13 protein-coding genes are annotated in these 17,310 nt (G+C 64.1%); 4 read left to right on the top strand and 9 right to left on the bottom strand.

Translation table 11 applies throughout. The features are described 5' to 3' along the window. The coding region (locus CC207_RS27400) for an aminopeptidase (protein WP_256582014.1) at positions 1-211 on the top strand (211 nt) is incomplete at its 5' end. Positions 212-244: 33 nt separating this feature from the next. Here CC207_RS27400 and CC207_RS04960 read toward each other — a convergent pair. Further along, positions 245-895 carry an HAD family hydrolase gene (locus CC207_RS04960; RefSeq protein ID WP_028688708.1) on the bottom strand — a complete coding sequence of 217 codons (651 nt, stop codon included), beginning with the start codon at positions 893-895 and terminating at the stop codon, positions 245-247. 86 nt (positions 896-981) lie between these two features. Next, entirely contained in the window at positions 982-1,530 is a 549-nt protein-coding gene (locus CC207_RS04955) for a gamma carbonic anhydrase family protein (protein ID WP_028688707.1), read from the bottom strand. Between the two features lie 102 nt (positions 1,531-1,632). Here CC207_RS04955 and prlC point away from each other — a divergent pair, with 102 nt between their 5' ends. From prlC to CC207_RS04940, 3 genes are all read left to right on the top strand, one after another. After that, the gene (gene prlC, locus CC207_RS04950) at positions 1,633-3,684 is read left to right on the top strand and encodes an oligopeptidase A (RefSeq protein WP_232854021.1); all 2,052 of its coding nucleotides are present in this window, start codon (positions 1,633-1,635) and stop codon (positions 3,682-3,684) included. Further along, positions 3,681-3,962 carry a YheV family putative zinc ribbon protein gene (locus CC207_RS04945; protein ID WP_028688705.1) on the top strand — a complete coding sequence of 94 codons (282 nt, stop codon included), beginning with the start codon at positions 3,681-3,683 and terminating at the stop codon, positions 3,960-3,962. The genes prlC and CC207_RS04945 overlap by 4 nt, the downstream gene beginning before the upstream one ends. A 111-nt stretch (positions 3,963-4,073) precedes the next feature. Continuing rightward, positions 4,074-5,129: a PA0069 family radical SAM protein gene (locus tag CC207_RS04940; protein ID WP_371916438.1), complete on the top strand. Its 1,056-nt coding sequence runs from the start codon at positions 4,074-4,076 to the stop codon at positions 5,127-5,129. Between the two features lie 47 nt (positions 5,130-5,176). Here CC207_RS04940 and CC207_RS04935 read toward each other — a convergent pair whose 3' ends face one another. The 7 genes from CC207_RS04935 to CC207_RS04910 form a co-directional block, all read right to left on the bottom strand. Further along, positions 5,177-6,580 (bottom strand): putative Ig domain-containing protein, encoded by a 1,404-nt coding sequence (locus tag CC207_RS04935; protein ID WP_088851679.1) that lies wholly within the window; start codon positions 6,578-6,580, stop codon positions 5,177-5,179. A gap of 46 nt (positions 6,581-6,626) precedes the next feature. After that, positions 6,627-9,119 (bottom strand): proprotein convertase P-domain-containing protein, encoded by a 2,493-nt coding sequence (locus CC207_RS27395; RefSeq protein ID WP_256582013.1) that lies wholly within the window; start codon positions 9,117-9,119, stop codon positions 6,627-6,629. Next, on the bottom strand, positions 9,116-11,884 hold the full coding sequence (locus CC207_RS27390; protein WP_256582010.1) for a cadherin-like domain-containing protein: 2,769 nt from the start codon (positions 11,882-11,884) through the stop codon (positions 9,116-9,118). The genes CC207_RS27395 and CC207_RS27390 overlap by 4 nt, the downstream gene beginning before the upstream one ends. Before the next feature lie 644 nt (positions 11,885-12,528). Further along, on the bottom strand, positions 12,529-12,915 hold the full coding sequence (locus CC207_RS04925; RefSeq protein WP_028688703.1) for a hypothetical protein: 387 nt from the start codon (positions 12,913-12,915) through the stop codon (positions 12,529-12,531). A 170-nt stretch (positions 12,916-13,085) separates the two neighbouring features. Continuing rightward, positions 13,086-13,616 carry a hypothetical protein gene (locus CC207_RS04920; protein ID WP_069015948.1) on the bottom strand — a complete coding sequence of 177 codons (531 nt, stop codon included), beginning with the start codon at positions 13,614-13,616 and terminating at the stop codon, positions 13,086-13,088. A 90-nt stretch (positions 13,617-13,706) separates the two neighbouring features. Continuing rightward, the gene (locus CC207_RS04915) at positions 13,707-15,122 is read right to left on the bottom strand and encodes an HlyD family type I secretion periplasmic adaptor subunit (protein ID WP_088851678.1); all 1,416 of its coding nucleotides are present in this window, start codon (positions 15,120-15,122) and stop codon (positions 13,707-13,709) included. Positions 15,123-15,153: 31 nt separating this feature from the next. After that, positions 15,154-17,280 carry a type I secretion system permease/ATPase gene (locus CC207_RS04910; RefSeq protein WP_088851677.1) on the bottom strand — a complete coding sequence of 709 codons (2,127 nt, stop codon included), beginning with the start codon at positions 17,278-17,280 and terminating at the stop codon, positions 15,154-15,156. Between the last annotated feature and the right edge of the window lie 30 nt (positions 17,281-17,310).

Below are 17,310 nucleotides of genomic sequence, written 5' to 3'. Positions count from 1 at the left end.
TCGGCGTTTCGATGCCTGGATCTTTGCTCCATTGAACAATGCCAAGTTGCTGCCTTTTGGGCTTTATGGCCAGTGGGTCCCGGCGTTTTCGAAGCTGTTCGATGAGGTTGGAGGAGACTGGGGACTGTTTTACGAGCGGGTCGAGGCGCTGGGGCGGATGCCGATCGAACAGCGCAAGGCGGTGCTTGGACGGTTGATGGCAAGGCCTTGAGATAAAGGGGCTGCTTTGCAGCCCCGATACATATCAGCCTTTGATGAACGCCTGATGCAACTCGGCCAGCGTCTCGAAATGGAACGCCGGCGTCTCGGCCTCGAGTTCCTCCCGGCTGCCGAACCCATAGCCTACTGCCACCGCCTGCACACCATTGCTGCGCGCACCGATCAGGTCATGCTTGCGGTCGCCGATCATCAGAGTCTGTGCCGGGTCCAGTCCCTCTTCATCCAACAGGTGGCGAATCAGCTCGACCTTGTTGGTACGGGTGCCGTCCAGCTCGCTGCCGTAGATCACCTTGAAGTGGTGGTCGAATTCGAAATGCCGGGCGATCTCGCGGGCATAGACCCATGGCTTGGACGTGGCGATATACAGGGTGCGGCCCTGGCCGTTGAGCGCCTGGAGCAGCTGCGGCACACCCTCGAACACCCGGTTCTCGTACAGCCCTGTGACCTTGAAGCGCTCGCGGTAGAAGTTCACCGCGTCCCAGGCCTTGGCCTCGTCGAAGTCATAGAACTGCATGAAGGCCTGCAACAGGGGTGGGCCGATGAAGTGCTCGAGGCGGGTCAGGTCTGGCTCGTCGATGCCCAGCTTGGCCAGGGCGTACTGGATCGAGCGGGTAATCCCTGAGCGCGGGTCGGTCAGGGTGCCGTCGAGGTCGAAAAGGATGTTCTGCTGGTGCATGGAGCTGTTCACTCTGCTGTTCATCTGGATGCCATCGCGGGGTATGCAAAGGTCGGGGGAGCAGGCTTGCCCGCCCCGCGATGGCGTCATTGCGGTCGGTCGTAGCCTTCGGCCAGGTGCTGGTCCTTGAGCTTCACGTAGTTGCCGGCGCTGTAGGGGAAGAACGCGTGCTCCTGCTCGCTCAGCAGGCGCACCTGTTTCACCGGGCTGCCCATGTACAGGTAGCCGCTGACCAGGCGCTTGCCCGGCGGCACCAGGCTGCCGGCGCCGATGATCACCTCGTCCTCGACGATGGCGCCGTCCATGATGGTGCTGCCCATGCCGACCAGGATGCGGTTGCCCAGGGTACAGCCATGCAGCATGACTTTGTGACCGATGGTCACCTCGTCGCCGATGATCAGCGGAAAACCGTCGGGGTTGAACGGCCCGGCGTGGGTAATGTGCAGCACGCTGCCGTCCTGCACGCTGGTGCGCGCGCCGATGCGGATGCGGTGCATGTCGCCGCGCACCACGGTCAGCGGCCAGATCGAGCTGTCCTCGCCGATCTCGACGTCGCCGATGACCACCGCCGAGCGGTCGACGAAGGCCCGTGCTCCCACTTTCGGCGTGTGTTGCTGGAAGGTCCGGAGGGCCATGATAGTGTTCCTCTGCAATGCCGATAGGCAGGCTGCCTGCTGCGGTCGGCGTCGATTGTAATTAAGATGGTCCCGTGTTTCTCCTGCCAAGGTACCCGAACCGTGAGTGCGAACAACCCGCTGCTGCAGTCCCATGATCTGCCGCCCTTCTCGGCAATCCGTGCCGAGCATGTGCTGCCGGCGATCGAGCAGATCCTCGCCGACAACCGCAAGGCCATCGCCGAGATCCTCGAAAAGCAGGGCAAGAACCCGACCTGGGCCGGCCTGGTGCTGGCGATGGACGAACTCAACGACCGCCTGGGCGCCGCCTGGAGCCCGGTCAGCCACCTGAACGCGGTGTGCAACAGCCAGGAGCTGCGCGAGGCCTACGAGTCGTGCCTGCCAGCCCTGAGCGCCTATTCCACCGAGCTGGGCCAGAACCGTGCCCTGTTCGAAGCCTATGAAGCCCTGGCCGCCAGCCCCGAGGCTGCCGGCTTCGATGTGGCGCAGAAGACCATCATCGATCACGCCCTGCGCGACTTCCGCCTGTCGGGCATCGACCTGCCGGCCGACAAGCAGCAGCGCTATGCCGAAGTGCAGAGCAAGCTCAGCGAGCTGGGCAGCCGCTTCTCCAACCAGTTGCTCGATGCCACCCAGGCCTGGACCAAGCACGTCACCGACGAGGCCGCCCTCGCCGGCCTGACCGACTCGGCCAAGGCGCAGATGGCCGCCGCCGCCCAGGCCAAGGGCCTCGACGGCTGGCTGATCACCCTGGAATTCCCCAGCTACTACGCGGTGATGACCTACGCCGACGACCGCGCCCTGCGCGAAGAACTGTACGCCGCCTACTGCACCCGCGCCTCCGATCAGGGCCCGAACGCCGGCCAGTTCGACAACGGCCCGGTGATGGAAGAGATCCTCGAGCTGCGCCAGGAGCTGGCCAAGCTGCTGGGCTACCCGAACTTCGCCGAACTGAGCCTGGCCACCAAGATGGCTGAGTCCAGCGACCAGGTGCTGAGCTTCCTGCGTGACCTGGCCAAGCGTTCCAAGCCGTTCGCCGCCCAGGACCTGGAGCAGCTCAAGGCCTTCGCCGCCGAGCAGGGCACTCCGGAGCTGGCCAGCTGGGACGCCGGCTATTTCGGCGAAAAGCTGCGCGAACAGCGCTACAGCGTGTCGCAGGAAGCCCTGCGCGCCTACTTCCCGATCGACAAGGTGCTCTCCGGCCTGTTCGCCATCGTCCAGCGCCTGTACGGCATCGAGATCGCCGAGCTCAGGGGCTTCGACAGCTGGCACCCGGACGTGCGCCTGTTCGAGATCAAGGAAGACGGCCAGCACGTCGGTCGCTTCTTCTTCGACCTCTATGCCCGTGCCAACAAGCGTGGCGGCGCCTGGATGGACGGTGCCCGCGACCATCGCCGCACCGCCGCTGGCGCGCTGCAGAGCCCGGTGGCCAACCTGGTGTGCAACTTCACTCCGGCCACGCCCGGCAAACCGGCGCTGCTGACCCACGACGAAGTCACCACCCTGTTCCATGAGTTCGGGCACGGCCTGCACCACCTGTTGACCCGCATCGAGCATGCCGGTGTGTCCGGCATCAACGGCGTGGCCTGGGACGCGGTGGAGCTGCCGAGCCAGTTCATGGAGAACTGGTGCTGGGAGCCCGAGGGCCTGGCGCTGATTTCCGGCCACTACGAGACCGGCGAACCGCTGCCCCAGGACCTGCTGGACAAGATGCTGGCGGCGAAGAACTTCCAATCCGGCATGATGATGGTGCGCCAGCTGGAGTTCTCGCTGTTCGACTTCGAGCTGCACGCCACCCACGGCGACGGCCGCAGCGTGCTGCAGGTGCTCGAAGGCGTGCGCGACGAGGTCTCGGTGATGCGTCCGCCGGCCTACAACCGCTTCCCCAACAGCTTCGCGCACATCTTCGCCGGCGGCTACGCGGCGGGTTACTACAGTTACAAGTGGGCCGAAGTGCTGTCGGCCGACGCCTTCTCGCGCTTCGAGGAAGAAGGTGTGCTGAACGCCGAGACGGGCCGCGCCTTCCGCGAAGCCATCCTGGCCCGTGGTGGTTCCCGCGAGCCGATGGTGCTGTTCGTCGACTTCCGGGGCCGTGAGCCTTCCATCGATGCATTGCTGCGCCACAGTGGCCTTACCGAGGACGCGGCGGCATGAGCGAGGTAGCCGTGAGCACGAGCAAACGACGTTTCATCGCCGGGGCGGTCTGCCCGGCATGCAGCGAGATGGACAAGCTGATGATGTGGAACGAGGACGGCGTGCCGCACCGAGAGTGCGTGGCCTGCGGGTTCACTGACACCTTGAACGAACAAGGCCTGTCGGTACCCAGCGAGCTCGGCACCCGGGTCAACCACCTGGCGCCCAAGGCGGCGCCGGCCAAGGTGCAGACCGTGCAGTTCTTCCCCAATCCGAAGCTGAAGAAGCCGCAGGATTGAAGGTAAATCACGCGGCAAGCGTGGGAGCGGGCTTGCCCCGCGATAATCGGTTGTAGCTATCCTGCTGAACCCGAATTACTGTATGCATGTACAGTAATCCGGGTTCTCATCATGAAACCAGCCCCCATTCGTGGCCGCGGCACCGCCGATAACCCCCACAACCGCTTCGCCCCGAGCGTTTCAGTGGTCGAGGACGATGGCTGGTACCAGGAAGTCCCACTCACCCAGGGCACCGAGGTGCGGATCGAGACGGCCAAGACCATCATCGCCCGCAACACCTCCCCCGACCTGCCCTTCGACCGCTCCATCAACCCCTACCGCGGTTGCGAGCACGGCTGCATCTACTGCTACGCCCGTCCTAGCCATGCCTACTGGGACCTCTCCCCCGGCCTCGATTTCGAAACCAAGCTGATTGCCAAGACCAATGCCGCCGAGATACTTGAACAGCAATTGAGCAAGCCCGGTTACGTATGTGCGCCAATCAATCTGGGTTCCAACACCGATCCCTACCAGCCCATCGAGCGCGAGCATCAGCTCACCAGACGCTTGCTCGAAGTGCTACTGCGCTACCGCCACCCGGTGACCATCGTCACCAAGGGCTCGCTGATACTGCGCGACCTTGATCTGATCAGCGAACTGGCCAGCCAGCGTCTGGTGCGGGTAATGATCAGCCTCACCACTCTCGACGATGAGCTAAAGCGCACCCTCGAACCCCGTGCGGCCGCACCCAAGGCGCGCCTGCGGACGATCCGCGTGCTGCGTGAGGCCGGCGTTCCCGTGGGCGTGCTGTGTTCGCCGATGATCCCGATGATCAACGACAGTGAGCTGGAGCACCTGCTGGAGGCGGCGAAGGAAGCCGGTGCGCAGAGCGCGGCTTACATGATGCTGCGCCTACCGCTGGAGGTCGCACCGTTGTTCGAGCAGTGGCTGCAGGGTCACTACCCACAGCGGGCCGCGCATGTGCTGAGCCTGATTCGCCAGAGCCGGGGGGGCGAGTTGTATGACAGCCGCTTCGGCGTTCGGATGCGCGGCGAGGGAGTATTCGCCGAGCTGTTGGCCCAGCGCTTTCGCAAGGCGGCCAGGCGGCTGGGGTTCGAAGGGCGGGAGGTGTTGGCGCTGGACTGCAGCGCATTCTGCCCGCCGGGCGGGCAGATGGCGTTGTTTTGATCAGGATGCCGTCACCTGGAGGCTCGCAAGCCTCCAGGTGCCAGGCGTTAGCGCCAGTTGGCGGCGAGGACCGGCTGCAAGGCTTGCGCCTGCGCCGCGTCGAAGCTGGTAGCAGCCGCGCCGGGCGGCGCGAACGCCGCCATGGCCTGGACCAGTTGCTCGACATTGCGGTCCGACAAGTGCTGACCGTTACCGGCAACGATGTCGCGGACCCGGGCTGGCGAGCTGGCATACCAGTCATGCAGGGTGACCTGCTGCGCACTGCCGATACGGCTGATCAGCAGGTCATCGCCCTGGTGCTGGAACCACAGCTGTTCGGGCAGTACGGGCTTGCCGAAGTTCAAGGTGCTCATGGAACCCCGGAATGCAACCTCGGTATGACCTTCACCGACTTCCACATCGGCCATGCTGCCTTCGACCACGACGTTGTTGTGGCCTTTGCCCAGCTTGATCTTGGTGAACGACGATGACGTCTCGATGCGGTTGTCGCCATCGCCGACCACCAGCTTGCGGAATTCGCCTTTGATCGAGTTGCCGCCATTGCCCAGGGTGATCTCGGCGAACGAGCCCGAGCTTTCGACATGGTTGTCGCCATTACCGGCAACCAGTTTGTCGAGCCTGCCGTTGATGGTATTGCGGCCATCGCCCAGCGTGACGTCGGCGGATGAGCCGGTGGTTTCGATGAAGTTGTCGCCATTGCCGGCCACCAGCTTGTCGAGACTACCCTTGATGGTGTTGTGGCCGTTGCCCAGCGTGAGGTTGGTAGACGATCCGGTCGTTTCGATGAGGTTGTCACCATGACCGGCTACCAGCGTGCCGACCCCTCCCTTGACCGTGTTGTTACCATCACCCAGGGTTACCTCTGCCCGCGAGCCAGTGGCAAAGACCTGCTGGTCGTCCCTGCCCAGCAGGGTGGCTTTGGCCCCGCTGCCGAGCAGTGCCAGATGACGGCCGCCGCTGGCGGTGACCTTGGTGAACGAATTGCTTAGGTTCACCGCGTACTGGTCGTCTGCCAGGGTGACGCTGCTGAACATCGGCACGGTCATCACCGTCGGTTGGACCATCAGGTGCAGCACGGCACTAGTTTGGCTGCCGGCATTCACCTTGATATCGAAGGTGCCGGCGAGACCGGCCTCAGGTATCCCTGCCAGCGACGCCTGAGCCGAGTCGAAGCTCATCCAGGCTGGCAGCGGCGAGCCGTCGGCAAGGCTGACCTGGTAAACCGGTGCCTGGTCCTTGAGCGCCATGCCGAATAGCCCGCTCAAGGAGCCAGCGCTCCAGGCCTGACCGGCGACGATCAACTGATAGGCCTGCGCTGGTGAGGTGCTGGCCTGTGGCTTCGATGCCGGGGTGGCGTCGGAGGACGTGGGGTGTTTGAGGTAGTCGCTGGCATTGATGTCCGGCAGTGTCACCGGCTTGTGCTCGAACCGGTCGTTGTGGACCTCCTCCATGATCTGCTTGTGCCGGCGCCTTGCTTCTTCGACGATCGAGTCGACATCAGTGCTTGTGTGCAGGTCGATCAGCGATTTCGATGAGCGTTGGCCGAAAGTCGGGGATTTCGACAGGTCGGGTCGGCTTGAGCAATTCGTCCGTGCGGCGGTTGCTTTCCTCCATGATCTGCTCGTGTCGACGCCTCGCTTCTTCGAGGATCGAGTTGATATCGGTACTTGGACGCAGGTCGACCGTAGGTCGGTCAGGGATTCTGATTTCCGGGATCTCGATGGGCGATGGCCGGATGTCAGGAATCTCGACAGGCCGCGTCGGTACGCCCGGATGGTCATCGAAGCGCTTGCGCCAGTCGTCCGTGCCGCGATTGAGCAGGTCGTTCAGATCCGGGATCCGGTGATCCGAAATGCTGAAGTCCGGAACCCGGACATCGGGAATCTTGATGTCGGGACGCTCGACGATCGGCGTGAGCCGGTCGGGGATCTCGATGGGCTTGACCCGGTCCGGCAGCGACAGGTCGATCCCCGGCAGGCGGGTCGGCGGCAGCGGGGGCTGGCCGGTTTCCACCGGCAGATGGGCGCTGGCGAAGATGAAGTCGCCGGCATCGAGCTGGGCCACTTCGATGGCGTCGAGGTAAGCCAGGTTGACCGGCTGATTCGCGCCGCGCAGCACGTTGGTGCTCAGTTCAACGCCATGGATCTGCGACAGGCCATTGATGGTGCCGCGGTTCTTCTGGACGATGCTCAGCTCTTCGAAACGGGTGACACCGACCTGGCTCAGGTCGATCTTGTCGATGCCATGACGGAAGCCGCGCAAGGCATTGTGGTAGTCACTGGCATTGAGCTGGTGACTGATGATGAAGCGGTCCGAGGTGGCGCTGTCGTGGCTGTACACCTTGCCCGCCAGCGCGGCGATCAGTTGGCCGTCGGCGCCGCTGCTGAAGCTTACGCCCTCGCCACCGCCGCTGAGCACCACGGTGCCGGCGACGGTGCCGGTGTCCACGTTTGGTCGGCTACTGTCGACATAGTTGGCCGGGGCGACGAAGCGGTCCTGGAACTGGAAGTTCGCCGCGCTGATGTTGCCCAGCGACTGTCCGCTCAGCAGGATGTGCTGGCCGTTGCCCAGGTCGACGCGGACATCCGCGCCCTGCTGCTGCAGGGTCAGGTCGGCGAAGGTCTTGCCAGTGAAACCGACCAGGTCGATGACCTCCCCTTTTGCCGCTTCGAAGCGGTGCACGGTGTCCTGGCCGCCCTCGCGGCGATGGACCACGAAGAAGTCCTTGCCGTTGCCGCCGGTCAGGCTGTTGTTGCCTCGGCCACCGTCGAGCAGGGCATCGGCGTTGCCGGCCACCAGGGTGTCGTTGCCGTCACCGCTGATGAGGTTGTGCACGCCGTTCGGGTTGCGCAAGGTCAGCGCCGCGCCGCCGATGCTGGCCACGCCGGTGGCCAGGTTGACTTGGACATCACCGCTGACCGCCGCTGCGTTGAGCGTATTGCGCCCGCCCGCGGTGCCGTTGCCGGCGTCATCCAGCACGCCGCGGCTGGCCTGGCCCTGCACCGCCTTGAGGTACTCGTCGGTGTAGAAGTAGGTGTCGTCCGCACCGGCCTTGCTGCCATACAGGCGCAGGGCCCAGTTGTTGAGGGTCACCGGTTGGCCGTTGCTGGCGTCCTTGACCTCGAGGGTCCAGGTGCCGGCCGAGCGTTCGCCCCAGTCACGGGTGCTCATGAAGCTGTACTTGAAGGCCCCGGAGCGCGTGCTGCCCATGTCGGCGTCGCTGGCGCCGGCCATCCCCTGCGGCACCTTGCCGGTGCGGTCGAGCAGGATGCTGCGGGTGCCATCGGGCGAGACCAGGGTGACGGTCAGGTCGCCGAGGCGGCCGACGCTGGCGTCCAGGTCGATCTCCACGTGCTCCACGTTCAGCCCGGCGTCCATCTGCAGCGAGGTGCTCAGGCTGCCACCGCCGCTCAGGGTCTTGCCCAGGGCGCCGCTGCTGGCGCTGAACACGCTTTCGTCGGCGCCGGTGCTGCGGGTCATCCAGCTTTCGGCCAGGCGTACGGCCGCGCGGGCGTCCACTTCGCCGAAACCATAGTCGTGGCTGGTGTGCATGCCGCCGCCGTTCCAGTTGCGCGCGCCGTTGTCGTCCCAGCGGGTGGCACTGTCGTTGACCCGGCGGGCCGACAGCGCAAGGATCTGCTGCACGTCGCGGTAGCCCAGGTTGGGGTTGGCTTCGAGCATCAGCGCGGCCACGCCGGAGACGATCGGCGCGGCGAAGCTGGTGCCTTGCATGCTGGTGTAGTCGTTGCCGAAGGTCGAGCCGCGCTCGGTCTCCACCAGGCGGCTGGTGGACAGCACGTTGCTGCCCGGGGCCGAGACCAGCAGGCTGGCGCCGGGGTTGGAGAACGGCGTCGAACCGATCTGCAGGGTCGACAGGTCGCCCTGGGCGTTGATCGCCCCGACCTCGATCGAGAAGCGGTTGTTGTTGGTCAGCGAGCCTTGGGCGCTGCCGCCGTGGGCGCGCTGGTTGCCGCCGGCGGTGACGATCACCGTGCCCAGGCCACCGCGACCGTTGTGCGCGGCATAGCGGGCGTTGCCGCCAGGGCGCTGGCGGTGTCGATGGCGCCGTTCTGTAGGTTGCTGATGGCGAAGTCGTTCTGGAAGCCCCAGCTGTGGTTGGCGACGTCATAGTTGACCATGTTGCCCAGGCCAGTCAGGTCGTCGCCCTTGTTGGCCAGGTAGAAACCGCTGAGCTTGGCGTCATAGGCCACGCCCACGCCGCCCTGGTCGTTGCGCCCGGCCACCATCACCCCGGCGACCATGGTCGCGTGGTTGGAGGCCAGCTCTGGCAGCACGCCCTTGTCGCGCTGGGTCTTGAGCCAGGCCTGGTCGACGTTGGCGGCCAGGTCCGGGTGCTGGATGTCGAAGATTTCCGGCGCCGTGGCGAACTCGCCGCCCGGTTCGAACATGGCGATGCGCACGCCCTTGCCGGTGTAGTCCTGCCATACCGGCAGCACGTTGGTGTCGCTCAGGTACCACTGCTGCGCGGCCAGCGGGTCGTTTGGCATGCCGGCGTCGAGCAGTGTCACGCTGGCGCGCATCGGCGCGGTCTGGCCGCTGTCCAGGTCGACCACCGAGGCCGACTTGTTGCCCTGGGCGTCGATGATGCCGTACTTGAAACCCATCATGCCGGTGTAGCCGGCCAGCGGGGTGAACAGCACGTCACCTTGGGCGGTGAGGCTGACCGAGCCGCCGGTGGCATCGCCGACGTTGTCGATGCGCAGGCCTCCCTTGCTGTCGAGCAGCAGGTCGTTAGCCAGCAGGCTGGAGGCGGCGATCAGGTGCGTGCGCTGGCGGTCGAAACGCTGGCCGTCCTTGTCCAGGCGCAGCACATCGGACACCGGCATGGCGTTGGGGTTGGACAGGTCGACGGCGGAAATATCGGCGAAGTTGAGCTTCTGGATATTGCGCAGTTGCACGGTACCGTCGCGACCGGTCACGTTGTCGGCTACCAGGTAGCCGTTGCTGGTATGGGTGATGCGGTACTCACCGTACTTGCCGTGCAGGGTGACCAGGTTGGTGCCGCCACCGCCGTCGATCTGTGCGTTGCCGTGACCGACCTCGATCACATCGTCGGCCGCACCGCCGTGGATGACATCGTTGCCGCCACCGGCGTGGATGATGCTGCCGCCTGCGGACGCGTAGATCAGGTCGCCGTTGGGCCCTGCATAGATCACCGCCTTGCCACTGCCGCCGATGAGCGTGTTGTGGCCGCTACCGCCGACCAGTACATCGTTGCCGGCGCCGCCGATCAGGGTGGCACTGCCCTCCCCACCCTTGATGAACACGCCGGCGCCACCGCCGCTGCGGATCACATCGTCGCCGCGACCGCCCTGGGCAATGGTCAGCCCGGCCTTGGCCATGTTCAGCTCTACGCCCTGGTCTCCAACGATCAGCGCCGTGTCGCGGCCACCGTTGCCGTGGATGTTCTGTGGGTCGTCGCTGGCGCTGATGACAAAGACATCGTCGCCGGCACCACCGATGTAGGTATTGCTGCCAGCACCGCCGACCAGCCAGCTGCCGCTGGCCGTAGCAGTGAGTTGGTCGTTGCCGCTGCCGCCATACAGGTTGTTCACCCCAAGGGTCGTAGCGTCCAGCTGTTCGCCCTGGTTGCTGGTGCTGCTGTAGGCGATGGTGGTGGCGCCGTCGCTGTTTGATACCACGCGGATGCCATCGCCCTGGCGGGTGGTGGTGCTGCTTACCGGGTCGCCCAGGAAGTCCACGGCCAGCGCTTCCCGGCTGGCGCCGCCGATCGTGAACGAACCCCGGGCCAGCACACGGCTGCCATCGCGGGTCTCGCCCGGCGTGCCAGCGGCGCGCACGTTGATCTGGGTGATGCCCAGTTCGGCCAGGGTCTTCAGCTCACCGCCGTCGACACGGGCGTCATGGCTGGCATCCACCCACACACGCAGCCGGTTCCAGATTGGGTCACGGGCATCGATGATGCCATCGCCGTTGCCATCCTCGCTGGCCAGCGCGGCGAAGCCATCCTTGAAACGGGCCTCGCCGGCCGCACCGTTCACGCCGGCCTTGCCCTTGTAGTACTCGGAGAACATCTGGCTGACGTCCTTGACCTGGCCGCTGCCATCGTCGATCACCAGCATGCCGGTCTTGCGGTCGGCCCAGGCGCTGCGCTTGAGCGTGCCGCTGTGGTCGGTGTCGAACAGCACGGCGTCGCTCAGGTCGGTCATGCGCACGCCTTCGCCGCCCAGGTCGAGCAGCAGTGGGTCGACGTAGGTGTTGCGGGTGGTCATGGCCGACAGGCCGTTGAGGGTCACCGCGTTGCGCAGGCTGAAATCGAAACCGCTGGTGCTCGGCTGGTCGAGGTAGAACTTCGACAGGTGGCTGTTGGGGCGGGCGTTCGGGTCCAGTTGCATTTCGCCAGGGCGGATGCCGCCCGAGGTCAGGCTGGCCATCTGCGTGGAGGCGAAGTCGGTCTTGTTGAGAATACCGCCGAGGGCGAACACGTTGTGGGTCGCGGCGTTCTGCACATAGCCGTTGCTCACGTCCTGGCGTGCCTGGTCTTCGCCCTGGATGTGCTGCTGTGGCTTGGGCGAGGCGTCGATGTGGATCTGGATCGACTGGTTGGTATCGGGCTGGACGAGAGTGTCGTCACCGGCACCGAACCACTGGAACATCTTGTAGGTGTTGTCCGCAGCGAAGCGCCTTAGCTCATTGGCATATTTCCATGCGGGAAGCATGTCCAATTCGGTGAAGCTGGAAATGTACCGACTGACCCCGGCGAGGTTCTGCATGACAGCGAGCCTGAGGTGCTTTGCGTAGGTTTCGCCTTGGCCCGGGATGGTCGAAACCTCGCGGTTGAGACCTCCCAGCAGAGGGGGGAAGGTATCGGCGATGGTGCCAGGCCATTGCCATGATTCGAGGCCAAACGCATCGACAGTCATATCCCGATCATCCTTCATGATGTCGTTGATCGGGGGGAAACCACCATTTTTTATGATACTGTCCGCAATATTCCAGGCGAGCTTATCGGAGCCTTTTTGAAATTCAGTGTCGGAAAGAGGTTTACCTTTACTTGCCGCCGCGAACTGCATTGACCCGCGGACCATCTGGTTTGGAAACTGACCATCATTCGAGTTGACGCTGATAGCTACATTCAACCACGTCTGAGCAGTAGTCAAATCGTCTAGCGCTTGAGCATCGTGAGTGATAGTTTTTTGCGCAGTCACGACCTCTAGCATATAGCGATACATGTCGGGGTAGCGTTTGCTATCGCGCAGGCGTGTGAGTTCTGACAGCTGCTCAGCTGTCATGTTTATCATGTTCATCCTTTAACCTTAATTTGAGTGCGTACGAGAGGATTCTCGCAGATGAGTGAGTTTGCGCTGGCGCGCTCCCTGATCGGCGAAAAGAAGCCTAATCATGTTATGTGTGTTTTCTACTCCTGGGTTTTGATGAAAACTCTGTTCAGAAGCTTGAGCACCGCATCGTCCATTTGTTTAAAGTTTTTTATGTTTCGACTGTATTGATAGTTCACGTCGAGCCCCTTGTAAGTCCTATGGGCTACCCAGGTCTCCACGATGGCTGTCACGTAAAATTTTTCACCGTCGGACCCCGTCAAAAGATAGGTGGCATCGTCATCGCTGCCATATATCGTAATGCCAGGTTCCTCGCGTGTTGGCTTAAGTGTTGCGAACGCGGCCATCAAATTGAAATATGGACCGGCCTCACGAATGCGGACTCTGATCTTTCGGTTACGCGGGGTTTGCTCAACGACTTCGCCCGTTGGGAAGTCCAATGTCATAAAAATTTGTGGCGATCCCATTCGTTCGAGTGTCCTGCACTCTTGATCACTCAGCTCAAGGTGCGCCAAGCGGGACGGCGCAGGACCCACGTTTGGCCTGCAGTCGGCGATAACAGTAAGGGGTAGACAAGCCGCCAGCAAAAAACAAACTGGATTTAGAATGCTGGGGCGGCGGTATGACTTGAGCCTAATCATTGTTCACCCTGGCGCCCGAGCATGTGCTCGAGCGCGGCCATTATGAGATTGTCAATTGTTGCAAAGTTCGTGAGTCGGCGGTCGTATTGATACTGGATCAACACCCCGCTATACATGCGCTTCGCAAGCCACGTATAGCCGCGTTCTTTGATAAAAATACGCGCGCTATCACTACCCCTGAGCAGATAAAATTCTTCGCTCGAGTCTTTATAGACATCCAGGTCGCCGATGCTTCGGATGTAAGAGGCCCCGTCAAGCATGCGATCTAACCGATGCGTCGAGTCGACATGGTATAGAAGGAGGTGAATGGTCTCCCCCCGCCATGCCGAGTCAACGACTTTACCTTCCGGATAGCTGAGGCGCATCGGGATGATGGGCCCATCAATATACGAGATCGTACGGCATTCAGCCTCTGACAGATTCAACTCGTAGACGGCGTTGTTACGAGTGTCACGAAACGTACAGGCGATGCTGGCACCGGAAAACAGATACAAGAAAACTATTGGGATTAATCGAGCAGGCGTCATTGGAGTGATTCCTGGGTTGCCATATTCGGCGTACTTGGACGTTTAATGGATGTGCTCGAATTCTGGATAAGCCAGCCCAGGTCTCAAGCGTTATCGTTCCCGCAAACTTTCTTGCGCATGCTGTTGCAACGGACTCAGGAAGTAATCGATCACCGTCCGCTTATCGGTCTTGATCTCGGCGCTCACCGCCATGCCCGGCGTCAGCGCCACGGCCTGGCCGTTGACCTGCAGGTGGTCGCTGGCCAGGCGGATGCGGCTGCTGTACACCAACCCGCGGCGTTCGTCCTCGATGGCGTCGCGTGACACGCTCAGCACTTCGCCCTGTACCGTGCCGTAGCGGGTGTAGGTGAAGGTCTCGACCTTGACCGTGACTGCCTGCCCGACCTGGACGAAGCCGACGTCCTTGTTCTCCAGCAGTGCCTCGACCTCCACCGGCTGGTCACCGGGCACGATGACCATCAACGCCTGGGCCGGGGTGACCACGCCGCCGACGGTGTGCACCGCCAGCTGCTGGACGGTGCCGTCGACCGGGGCCAGCAGTTGCGTGCGGGCTTCCTGGTAGCGCGCCTTGGCCAGTTCCTGGCGCAGGCTGGCGACTTTCTGCCCGGCGGTCTGCTGCAGGTCGAGCAGGCTGCGCCGAGCCTGGGCCACCACGCCCTCGCGGCGGCGGCGGGCCTCGGACTGCGCGGCGGTCGACTGCAGCACGCTGGCTTGCTGCACCTGCAGCTGGCGCTCCAGGTCGAGGCGGGCCTGTTCCTTGTCGAGGTATTCGTGGCGGGCCACGTACTGCTGCTCCAGCAGGTTCTGGTAGTCCCGGGCCAGCTGCGTGGCGATCGGCAGGGTCTTGCGCAGGCTCGCCACCTGCACCTGTGCGGCCTGGATTTCGGCGCCGCGCTGCTGGATCTCGGCATCGACCTGGTCGAGGTTGTTGCGGTATTCCTGGTACTGCCCCTGCAGCCAGCGTTCGGCATCCTGCACCTGCAGCGCGTCGGCATGCTCGATGTCGCCTTGCAGCCCCTGCGGAGGCTGGCCGCTGGCGATGGCCTGGAGCATCGCGCTGCTGCGTGCCACGTCGATGCGCGCGGCCAACAGTTCGCTTTCGCTGCGACGCACATCGGCGTCGGCGGTGGTCGGGTCGAGTTCGAGCAGCAACTCGCCGGCCTTCACGCGCTGGCCATCGCTGACGTGGATGGCCTTGACCACCGCGGTCTCGCTGGGCTGGACCAGCTTGGTGCGCCCGCTCGGCACCACCTTGCCCGAGGCCACCGCGACCACGTCGATATGACCGAGGCAGGCCCACAGCAGGGCCAGGGCGGCAAAGCCCATGATGCTCCAGACGAACACCCGCGGCGCCGGGTGCGGTGGACGCTCTTGCAGGGCCAGGGCGGCGGGCAGGAACTCGATTTCGTGGGCGGCGCGCAGGGGCGCGTCGAGCGCCTTGCGTTGGCGCCAGGCGTGCTGCCAGGCCTCGCGGTAGCGCTGCCAGAGGCTGGAATAGGCGGACATGGCCTCTCCTTGGAGTGAGGTGGTGAGAGGATCAGCCCTGTTGCAGGCGGTGCAGCCTGGCGTAGTGCCCGGCCTGGTGCGCGAGCAGTTCGGCGTGGCTGCCTTGTTCGACGATCTGCCCACGGTCCACCACGACGATGCGGTTGGCATCGCGCACGGCGGACAGGCGGTGGGCGATGATGATCACCGTGCGCCCCTGGCAGATCGAACGCATGTTCTGCTGGATGATGCGTTCGGACTCGTAGTCCAGCGCGCTGGTGGCTTCGTCGAAGATCAGGATGCGCGGGTCGCCGATCAGCGCCCGGGCAATGGCGATGCGCTGGCGTTGCCCGCCCGAGAGCGAGGCGCCGTGCTCGCCCACCATCGTGTCGTAGCCTTCGGCGAGTTCGAGGATGAAGTCGTGGGCACCGGCCAGGCGCGCCGCCTGCATCACGGTTTCCAACGGGGTGCCGGGGTCGGCCAGGGCGATGTTCTCGCGGATGCTGCGGTTGAACAGCAGGTTGTCCTGCTGCACCACGCCGATCTGTCGGCGCAGCGAGGACGCATCGGCCAGGGCCAGGTCCATACCGTCGACCAGCACCCGGCCGCGTTCGGGCACATACAGCCGCTGCAGCAGGCGGGTCAGGGTGCTCTTGCCGGAGCCGGAGCGGCCGACCACGCCGATCACTTCGCCCGGCGCGATACGCAGGCTGACCCCGCGCAGGATCTCCGAGCCGTCGGCACGGTAGCGAAAATGCACCTGGTCGAACTCGATGCCACCTTGCAACGGCGGCAGTGCGCTGCGGGCCGAGGACGACAGTTCGGTGCGGGTATTGAGGATGTCGCCCAGGCGCTGCACCGACACGCCGGTCTGCTGGAAGCTGGTCCACAGCTGGGCCAGGCGCATGATCGGCTGGGCCACGCGCCCGGCCAGCATGTTGAAGGCGATCAGCTCGCCGACCGTGAGCTGGCCGTCGATCACCAGGCGTGCGCCGAGCCAGAGGGTGGCGACGGTCACCAGCTTGCCGATCAGGCCGACGCTTTCGTTGGCCAGGGTCGACAGGGTCTGGGTCTTGAAGCCCGCGGCGACATAGGCCGCCAGCTGGTTGTCCCAGCGCCGCAGGACTTGCGGCTCGACGGCCATCGACTTGAGGGTGTCGATGCCGTTGACCGTCTCGACCAGGAACGCCTGGTTCTCGGCGCCACGGTTGAAGCTGTCCTGCAGGCGCTGGCGCAGCACCGGTGTGATCAGCAGCGAAACCAGCGCGTAGAGCGGCAGCGAAGCCACCACCACCAAGGTCAGCCAGCCGCTGTAGTAGAACATCACGGCGATGAACACCACTGAGAACAACACGTCCATCACCAGGGTGATGGCGTTGCCGGTGAGGAAGTTGCGGATGTTCTCCAGCTCGCGCACCCGCGCCACCGAGTCGCCGACCCGGCGTGCCTGGAAGTAGGCCAGCGGCAGGTGGATCAGGTGGTGGAACAGGCGTGAGCCAAGCTCGACGTCGATACGGCTGGCGGTGTGGGCGAAGACGAAGCTGCGCAGGCCGCTCAAGGCCGACTCGAACAGCATGATGCCCAGCAGGCCGATGGCGATCACGTCCAGGGTGGTCAGGCCGTGGTGCACCAGGACCTTGTCCATCACCACCTGGAAGAACAGCGGTGTCAGCAGGGCGAAGATCTGCAGCACGAAGGACACCAGGGTCACTTCGCCGAGCAGCTTGCGGTGCTTGACGATGGCCGGGATGAACCAGGTGAAGTCGAAGCGCGAGGATTCGCCGGGGGCCAGTGCTTCGCTGCGCATCAGCAGCAACTCGCCGCTCCAGCGTTGCTCGAGGGTGGCCAGGTCGATGACCTCGGGTCGCTCGGCACGCGGATCCTGGATCAGCACCTTGCCCTGGTCCATGCGGGCGATGATGAAGAAGCCGCCCTCACGGTCGGCGGCGATCGCCGGCAGTGGCGTCTGCGCCAGGCGCTCTGCGCGGCTCTCGACGCGTTTGGCCTTGAGCCCGAGCTTGCGCGCAGCCAGCAGTATTTGCGGGGTGGTGAAGGCTTGCTGGCCATCGGTGAATTCGTGGGCCAGCTGTTCGCCGGAGGCTGCCACGTTGTGGAAACGGGCCAGCATCAGCAGGCAGATCAGCCCGGTGTCCGGGGTGCCTGTTTGGTGTTCACTCATAACGCGTCCATGCAGGCTGGTATGGCCTGG

The sequence above is a fragment of the Pseudomonas sp. DrBHI1 genome, assembly GCF_002205115.1.
Lineage (GTDB): Bacteria > Pseudomonadota > Gammaproteobacteria > Pseudomonadales > Pseudomonadaceae > Aquipseudomonas > Aquipseudomonas mosselii.
Note: the sequence above shows the minus strand (reverse complement) of the source record. Positions and strands in the feature narration are given on the sequence as shown.

Excerpts from the sequence above, each read along its gene's own strand:
- CC207_RS04915 (WP_088851678.1), bottom strand. The coding sequence starts at position 15,122 with ATGTCCGCCTATTCCAGCCTCTGGCAGCGCTACCGCGAGGCCTGGCAG.
- CC207_RS04960 (WP_028688708.1), bottom strand. The coding sequence starts at position 895 with ATGCACCAGCAGAACATCCTTTTCGACCTCGACGGCACCCTGACCGAC.
- CC207_RS04955 (WP_028688707.1), bottom strand. The coding sequence starts at position 1,530 with ATGGCCCTCCGGACCTTCCAGCAACACACGCCGAAAGTGGGAGCACGG.
- CC207_RS04935 (WP_088851679.1), bottom strand. The coding sequence starts at position 6,580 with ATGGAGGAGGTCCACAACGACCGGTTCGAGCACAAGCCGGTGACACTG.
- CC207_RS04920 (WP_069015948.1), bottom strand. The coding sequence starts at position 13,616 with ATGACGCCTGCTCGATTAATCCCAATAGTTTTCTTGTATCTGTTTTCC.
- CC207_RS27390 (WP_256582010.1), bottom strand. The coding sequence starts at position 11,884 with ATGCAGAACCTCGCCGGGGTCAGTCGGTACATTTCCAGCTTCACCGAA.
- CC207_RS04945 (WP_028688705.1), top strand. The coding sequence starts at position 3,681 with ATGAGCGAGGTAGCCGTGAGCACGAGCAAACGACGTTTCATCGCCGGG.
- CC207_RS04940 (WP_371916438.1), top strand. The coding sequence starts at position 4,074 with ATGAAACCAGCCCCCATTCGTGGCCGCGGCACCGCCGATAACCCCCAC.
- CC207_RS04925 (WP_028688703.1), bottom strand. The coding sequence starts at position 12,915 with ATGGGATCGCCACAAATTTTTATGACATTGGACTTCCCAACGGGCGAA.
- CC207_RS04910 (WP_088851677.1), bottom strand. The coding sequence starts at position 17,280 with ATGAGTGAACACCAAACAGGCACCCCGGACACCGGGCTGATCTGCCTG.